This is a genomic window from Polynucleobacter sp. 35-46-11, from assembly GCF_002281105.1.
Genome location: NZ_NCFJ01000099.1, coordinates 1 through 7,003 on the forward strand (window position 1 = coordinate 1; position 7,003 = coordinate 7,003).

The 7,003-nt window shown below is 47.0% G+C and carries 8 protein-coding genes; 2 read left to right on the forward strand and 6 right to left on the reverse strand.

Going from position 1 to position 7,003, the window contains the following annotated elements; genetic code table 11:
- Both B7Y67_RS08765 and dnaJ read left to right on the forward strand, forming a co-directional pair.
- Nucleotides 1–368 (forward strand): Hsp70 family protein (locus tag B7Y67_RS08765; protein ID WP_293598316.1); only part of this gene is annotated, 368 nt, incomplete at its 5' end.
- Between the two features lie 98 nt (nt 369–466).
- A complete protein-coding gene (dnaJ, locus tag B7Y67_RS08770) occupies nt 467–1,597 on the forward strand; it encodes a molecular chaperone DnaJ (RefSeq protein WP_215301927.1) in 1,131 nt (376 codons plus the stop codon).
- Nucleotides 1,598–1,611: 14 nt separating this feature from the next.
- Here the strand turns inward: dnaJ and panB are convergent, their stop codons facing one another.
- From panB to B7Y67_RS08800, 6 genes are all read right to left on the reverse strand, one after another.
- Nucleotides 1,612–2,427, reverse strand: a complete 816-nt coding sequence (gene panB, locus B7Y67_RS08775) for a 3-methyl-2-oxobutanoate hydroxymethyltransferase (protein ID WP_293598317.1) — start codon at nt 2,425–2,427, stop codon at nt 1,612–1,614.
- 17 nt (nt 2,428–2,444) lie between these two features.
- Nucleotides 2,445–2,972 carry a 2-amino-4-hydroxy-6-hydroxymethyldihydropteridine diphosphokinase gene (gene folK / locus B7Y67_RS08780; protein WP_215386634.1) on the reverse strand — a complete coding sequence of 176 codons (528 nt, stop codon included), beginning with the start codon at nt 2,970–2,972 and terminating at the stop codon, nt 2,445–2,447.
- Nucleotides 2,973–3,043: 71 nt separating this feature from the next.
- Complete coding sequence (pcnB, locus tag B7Y67_RS08785; RefSeq protein ID WP_293598318.1) at nt 3,044–4,444, reverse strand: polynucleotide adenylyltransferase PcnB; 1,401 nt, start codon at nt 4,442–4,444, stop codon at nt 3,044–3,046.
- The gene (locus B7Y67_RS08790) at nt 4,441–5,121 is read right to left on the reverse strand and encodes an HAD family phosphatase (protein WP_293598319.1); all 681 of its coding nucleotides are present in this window, start codon (nt 5,119–5,121) and stop codon (nt 4,441–4,443) included. Before B7Y67_RS08790 ends, pcnB begins: the two co-directional genes overlap by 4 nt.
- A gap of 19 nt (nt 5,122–5,140) precedes the next feature.
- Nucleotides 5,141–5,899: a DnaA regulatory inactivator Hda gene (hda, locus tag B7Y67_RS08795; RefSeq protein ID WP_293598320.1), complete on the reverse strand. Its 759-nt coding sequence runs from the start codon at nt 5,897–5,899 to the stop codon at nt 5,141–5,143.
- Between the two features lie 12 nt (nt 5,900–5,911).
- Nucleotides 5,912–6,901 (reverse strand): AI-2E family transporter, encoded by a 990-nt coding sequence (locus B7Y67_RS08800; RefSeq protein WP_293598321.1) that lies wholly within the window; start codon nt 6,899–6,901, stop codon nt 5,912–5,914.
- Nucleotides 6,902–7,003: the final 102 nt, after the last annotated feature.

A 7,003-nucleotide genomic window follows, 5' to 3' on the forward strand; every position in this document is an offset into this window, starting at 1 on the left:
ATGCCGATGAAGATAAAAAAGCATTGGAATTAGTCACAGCGCGTAACACTGCAGATGCTTTGGCGCATTCAACTAAGAAAGCTTTGGAAGAGCATGGTTCTGCTCTAGAGGCTTCTGAGAAAGAAGCAATCGAAGCTGCCTTAAAAGAATTGGATGAGGCCATCAAGGGTAGTGATAAAGCTGCCATTGAAGCTAAGACTGAAGCTTTGGGTAAAGCAAGTCAGAAGTTGGGCGAAAAGGCCATGGCTGCTGAACAAGCTAAAGCTGGTGGCGCTGCACCTGGCGCAGCTCCTGGTGGTGCGCAAGCAGCTGCTCCAGATGCTGACGTAGTAGATGCGGATTTCAAAGAAGTGGATGATAAGAAGTAATCCCTTCATTGAGAGCCATTTAACGTAGTTTAGAAGTACTTCAATAACAAGTCGGCCTCGAGCCGACTTGTGTCATTCAGGTTGTTGAGAGGAATTTTGTGCCTAAAAGTAAACGCGATTATTACGAAGTGCTTGGTGTTGCGAAAGGTGCCAGCGATGAGGAGCTAAAAAAGGCTTATCGGAAAATGGCGATGAAGCATCACCCTGATCGCAATCCCGATAGCAAAACAGCGGAAGCGCAATTTAAAGAAGTCAAAGAAGCGTACGAAACGCTGACAGATCCGAACAAGCGTGCTGCTTATGATCAATACGGTCATGCAGGCGTTGATCAGTCCAGTGGCTTTGGCGGTGGTGGTTTCGGTGGCGGTGGTTTTGCAGATGCCTTCGGTGATATCTTTGGTGATATCTTCGGCCAAGGTGGTGGACGTCAGTCTGGACCTCAGGTTTATAAGGGCGCCGATTTACGTTACAACATGGAGATCACTCTCGAGCAAGCTGCTGAGGGTTACACCACACAAATTCGGGTGCCAAGCTGGAGTGACTGCAAGCCATGTCACGGCACAGGCGCTGAGCCTGGAAGTAAGGCTGAGAGATGCACTACTTGCGATGGCCATGGCCAAGTTCGCGTTCAGCAAGGCTTCTTCTCAATGCAACAAACTTGCCCTAAGTGCCGCGGTACAGGCGAGTACATTCCGAAGCCATGTAAGACTTGCCATGGTAGCGGTAAACACAAAGAACAAAAAACACTTGAAATCAAAATTCCTGCGGGTATTGATGATGGTATGCGCGTGCGCTCAGTGGGTAACGGCGAGCCAGGTGTGAACGGCGGACCCTCTGGCGATCTCTATGTTGAGGTCAGAGTAAAACCCCATAAGGTATTTGAGCGTGACGGTAGTGATTTGCATGTTCAGATGCCAATCTCTTTTGCTACTGCAACGATTGGTGGCGATATTGAAGTGCCAACGCTTTCGGGCCGCGTCGAGTTTCCGATTCCTGAAGGAACGCAGACTGGAAAAACATTCCGTTTGCGTAACAAGGGAATTAAAGGTTTGCGCTCTACGATGGTGGGCGATCTTTTCGTTCACGTTGCCGTTGAGACGCCGGTGAAGTTAACTGAAGAGCAGAAAAAATTACTGCAGAACTTTGATGACAGCCTGAAATCAGGTGGTGACAAACATAACCCTCATCAAAAGGGTTGGTTTGATGGCGTGAAGAGTTTTTTTAGTTAGCTAGTTATTAAAGCTTATCCAGCAAAGCCGTGTTCGGGTCCAGGAAATTTTCCGGATTTCACTTCTCGAACATAGGCTTTGACTGCGGCCTCAATTGAGGCATGACCATCCAAAAAGTTTTTTACAAACTTTGGTGGTTTTCCAGGGCTGATGCCCAACATATCTTGCAATACCAACACTTGACCGGAGCAATCTGCTCCTGCGCCAATTCCAATGGTAGGAATGGAAAGCGATTCAGTAATCAGCTTTCCTAATGAGGAGGGGATTGCTTCGAGCACAATCATTTGCGCGCCCGCTTGCTCGCAAGCAATCGCTTGTTCGAGCATTAAGCTTGCAGCATCTTTTGACTTACCTTGAACCTTATAGCCACCCAAGATATGAACAGACTGAGGCAGAAGTCCCAAGTGAGCACAAACAGGAACGCTACGTTCCACTAAATATTGAATGATGTCGATTTGCCAATCACCACCCTCAAGCTTCACCATATCTGCACCAGCCCGCATGAGTTCTGCAGCTGAATCCAAGGCTTGAACCGGATCACCATAACTAGCAAAAGGAAGATCTGCAATCACGAATGCATGGGTGTTAGCACGAGCTACACATTCGGTGTGATACGCCACTTGCTCAACCGTTACAGGGGTAGTACTTGAGTGACCTTGAATCACATTACCTAGTGAATCCCCAATCAGGATGGTATCCACCCCGCAGCGATTTAATAAGGCTGACATGGTGGAATCGTATGCTGTCAGCATAGAAATTTTTTCACCCTCAACACGCATGGAGAGGAGTTTAGAGATCGTGATTGGCTTTTCGCCCTGTAAGTAACCCATGGCGTGAGTTTAATGAATTAATGCGCTGATTGGCTATAAACGTCTTTTTCAGCACAATTACAGTTGCGGCAAGGGAGTTTTTCGATCCGCTGATCGGCTACATTGGGGAGATAAGCCTTGAGTTCACCCCAGTTGGGTAAAAAGAAATCCGGAGCAATCTCCAGTAAAGGCAGGAGAACAAAAGAGCGCTCAATGATTTTGGGGTGCGGAATAGTGAGTTCGGTATCCGTTTGGGAGACGCCCTCAAATGCCAGAATATCCAGATCAATTGTGCGAGGTGCATTGGTGTAAGGACGCTCACGGCCAAATTCTTGTTCAACTGCTTGGCAGACGTGCAGTAAGCCGTAAGGGCTTAATTGCGTTTCTATTTCAATGACTGCATTGATGTAGTCTCCGCCAGTAGCTTGAAATGGCGCGCTTTGATAGAAGCAGCTTTTGGCAACAATTTGAAGTTCGCAACGCTGCGCGAGGCACACAATCGCGTCAGTAATAAGTTGACGTGTGTCACCGATATTGCCACCAAATCCAATAAAAGCTCGAGCCATGCTCATCCCAAACAAGAGAAAAACTATAGGAGATTACCGAGCCTACTTTACTGAATTTTTCTTAAGTCTGCTTAGTCTGGTGAAGCTTCAGTTTGGATAGTGGCTTTAGGTTTTCTGCGGCGGCGTCGTTTTGCAGGGGAGGCGCTATTGCTAGCCTCATTCTTGACGCTGGCCATCAAGGCTTCCTGCCCTGCCGGGTCGGTGGCAATGAAGTCGGTCCACCATTGACCTAAGGATGGACTTTTCTCGCCGGTAGCGCAACGCAACAGCATAAAATCATAACCCGCTCTAAAGCGTGGGGATTCAATGAGGCGATAAGGGTAGCGTCCAACACGCTTTTCAAAACGAGGCTGCATAGACCAGATTTCTCTCATATCGCTTTCGAAGCGACGCTGGATCACCATGCCGCTACTTTGGCTCGCAATCGTCTCATCCATTGCATCATGCAATGCGGGGATGTTAGAAATCCCCTTAGCGATATTCTTTTTCCAATTGTTCAGCAAGTCTGGCCAAAGTAAGGTGGCAAATAAGAAGCCTGCTGAAACACTTTTGCCTGATTGAATACGTTGGTCGGTATTGGCAAGAGCAATACGTACAAAATCATTCGCCTCTTTAGAGGCTGCACTCTGATCCAGGATGTGATCCAGCAAAGGTAAAAGACCGTGATGCAATCCTGCATCCTTCAAGCCTTGAATTGCGGCCCATGAATAACCCGACATCAGTAGTTTAAGGATTTCGTCGAATAGGCGGGCTGATGGAACATCATGAATCAACTTACCCAATTTGGCGATAGGTGCGCTTGTCGCTGCATCCAAAGTAAAGCCTGTTTTGGCGGCAAAACGAATTGCACGCAGCATTCGAATGGGATCTTCGCGATAGCGTTTGGCGGGATCACCAATCATGCGTAAAGTTTTCTTCTGCATATCGGCCATGCCGCCGTGATAGTCGAGGACAGTCTCGGTAGCGGGGTCATAGTACATTGCGTTGATGCTGAAATCTCTCCGAGCAGCATCCTCGTGTTGGCTACCCCAAACGTTGTCACGTAGAATGCGGCCATTTTCCGCTACATGCTCGCCAGCGTTCTCCAATAAGGCTCTGAAGGTAGATACCTCAATAATTTCCGGTTGACCTTTGCCAAAGAAAGTGACGTGAACAATTTGGAAGCGACGACCAATGAGACGTGCTTTACGAAATAGCTTTTGTACTTGATCTGGTGTGGCATTGGTTGCTACATCAAAATCTTTAGGCCCAATGCCTAGCGCTAAGTCTCTCACTGCGCCACCAACGATAAAAGCCTCATAGCCGGCTTGTTGCAATGTCTGAGTTACTTTCACTGCATTTTTGGAGAGTAAATCTGGATTAATGCGGTGAGATTTTTTTGGAATTCTCTTGGGGGCGCCGGAGGTATGGGCGGCAGTGTGTCTGACCATAGGGTCACGACGCAAAATACGTTTAATAAATTTGGTAATCATGCAAACAGTTCAAGTATGGGCCAGTGGCGTTTCGTGGCTTCTTCACGCAGGCGGGTATCTGGATTGGTGGCAACAGGATTGCTGACTTTTTCCAGGAGAGGTAAATCATTCATTGAGTCCGAATAAAAATAACTTTGTGGCAACTGATCCAATGCGTGATTTTGAGTGGCAAGCCAATCGTGTACTCGTTGAATTTTGCCCTCTCGGAAACTCGGAATACCTTTGACTTCACCCGTGAAATCGGTGAAAGGGTTGTCATCCACGGTGGCAGGTTCAGTGGCCACAAGATGTTCTATGCCAAAACTCTCAACAATGGGTCTAGTAACAAAGCTATTGGTTGCAGTGACAACGCAGCAAAGATCGCCAGCATCTTGGTGGCGCTTCACAAGATCAATCGCCTCTTGACGAAGTTGACCAGTAATTACTTCGTGCATAAAAGCGTCATGCCATTCTTTGAGTTGCGCGCGAGAATGTTCTGAGAGCGGCTTTAATGCAAAGCGAAGGAATTCTTGGATGTTGAGTTTTCCATCCTTGTAATCTTGATAGAAGCGTTCGTTTTGCTGTGCGTAGTATTTACTATCCACCACGCCGATACGTGCCAAGAACTGGCCCCATTCGTAATCGCTATCGCAGGGGAGTAATGTGTGATCTAGGTCGAACAGGGCTAATTGGGTCACGAATTGAATATGAATTAATTTATTTTTGCTGCAACAGCTCTCTTACGAGAGGCAAGGTAACAGCACGTTTTGTTTCAAGTGAATAAGCATCCAAAGCATCAATCAAGGCCATGAGGTTAGGCATGTCGCGATAAAAGCGATTTAATAACCAAGGCAAAACATCTGGCGATAAAACTAAGCCGCGCGCTTGCGCCGCTTGTTGTAAGGCCTCCATTTTCTCATCATCTCCCAAAAGGTGAGTTTGAAAGATCAAACCCCATCCCAGGCGGGTGCGAAGGTCTTCTCTAAGCTTTAGTGCCCCTGGAGCAGCATTGCCAGCCATGAAAATATGCACCGCTTTGCTGCTTTGAATGGCATTCAGAATACGAAATAAAGAGGCTACCAAGCGCTCATCAAGTCGATCCACATCATCAACAGTAATGACAGAGGGTGCATCACTAGCGCAGAGGGAGGGTAGATTTTCCTCAAGGCGAACCCAGGAAATCGGTTCCTTAGGCGTAAGGGGGAAGTATTCCAAGCCTAAGTACTGAGCTGCGTTGCCGACGGCACTGAGTAAATGGGTGCGACCAGAACCCTCGGATCCCCACCAATAGATCCAGCGTTGATTCAAGGGATTCTCGCTAGCCAATCTTGGAGCATTCGCCTCCCAGGATTTAGCTAAGGCTACTAAAGCAGAGTGCAGCGCTAGATTTTCTCCAGCTAAAAAATTATTTAGACTGGGTTTGGGCGCATGACTGATGTCGAGCGCAAATTGCTTTGGTAGTGAAGGCTTATTCATTACTGCAGAAATTTACTTTTGATACCAAGAGCTTTGGGTATAGCGTGACCAGCCGTATTGGAGTAGAACTAAGCCGACTGCGCTCGTTGGTAATGCTAAAAGCACGCCAAAGAAGCCGAATAATTTGCCGAATAGCAACAATGCAAAGAGAACGGCAACTGGATGCAAACCAATTCGCTCGCCTACCAGGCGCGGCGTAAGAAAGAAGCCTTCAATAAATTGCCCAAGTCCGTATATCGCCAAGACGCCAATGATTGCACCACCAGGACCGAATTGTAAAAGGGCTGCAAGGATGGCTAAGCTGAAGCCTAAGGTGATACCGATATAGGGGATCACAATCATGAGTGCAGTGAAGACACCAAATGCTACAGCGCCTTTAATCCCCACTAGAGTTAACCCAACGCTATAAAAAACAGACATGATGGAGATAACGATTAGCATGCCTCTAAGATATTGAGATAACAGACCATCAGCATGCATGATCAAATGATGAACCGTATCTTGTGCGCGAAGAGGTACGATTTTTTTAACTAGCTTAAAAAAATGATCCCAGTCGATGAGTAGATAAAACATCACAAACAGGATGAGAACCGCATTAACGAACCCAGTAATTACTGAGCTACCAGACATCAGTACGGTCTCTAAGGTGGATGTCATTAGCGCATCGGAATTGTCATTCAGGTGAGTCGTAATTTTTTGGGTCGCACTGGATTTCAGGGTGCTCCAATCCACATTGATATTTAATTCACTCAACTTGGGTCCAAGCCAGGCTTGCGTGTTTTGGATCCAGTCTGGGAATTGGGCTCTAATGAGGGGAATCTCGGTTTTGAGGAGTGTTATAAACAGGCTCAAAATCAAAAAAACCACTCCCAGACCAAGAATCATGGCAATTCCAGCCGCGGCTGCGCGGGGCAGCTTACGACCCTCAAGCCACAAGCAAACTGGGCGTAAGGCATAAGCCAAAATAAATGCGGTTAAAAAAGGGGTAAAAATTTCAGCCATCGTGCTCGAATCCTCTAGAATTCAATGATTCTACCGACCAAGTAGCGTTTTTTACTAATCTTCTATCTCTGCCATGAACTCAACTACCAATTCTTCCTCAAA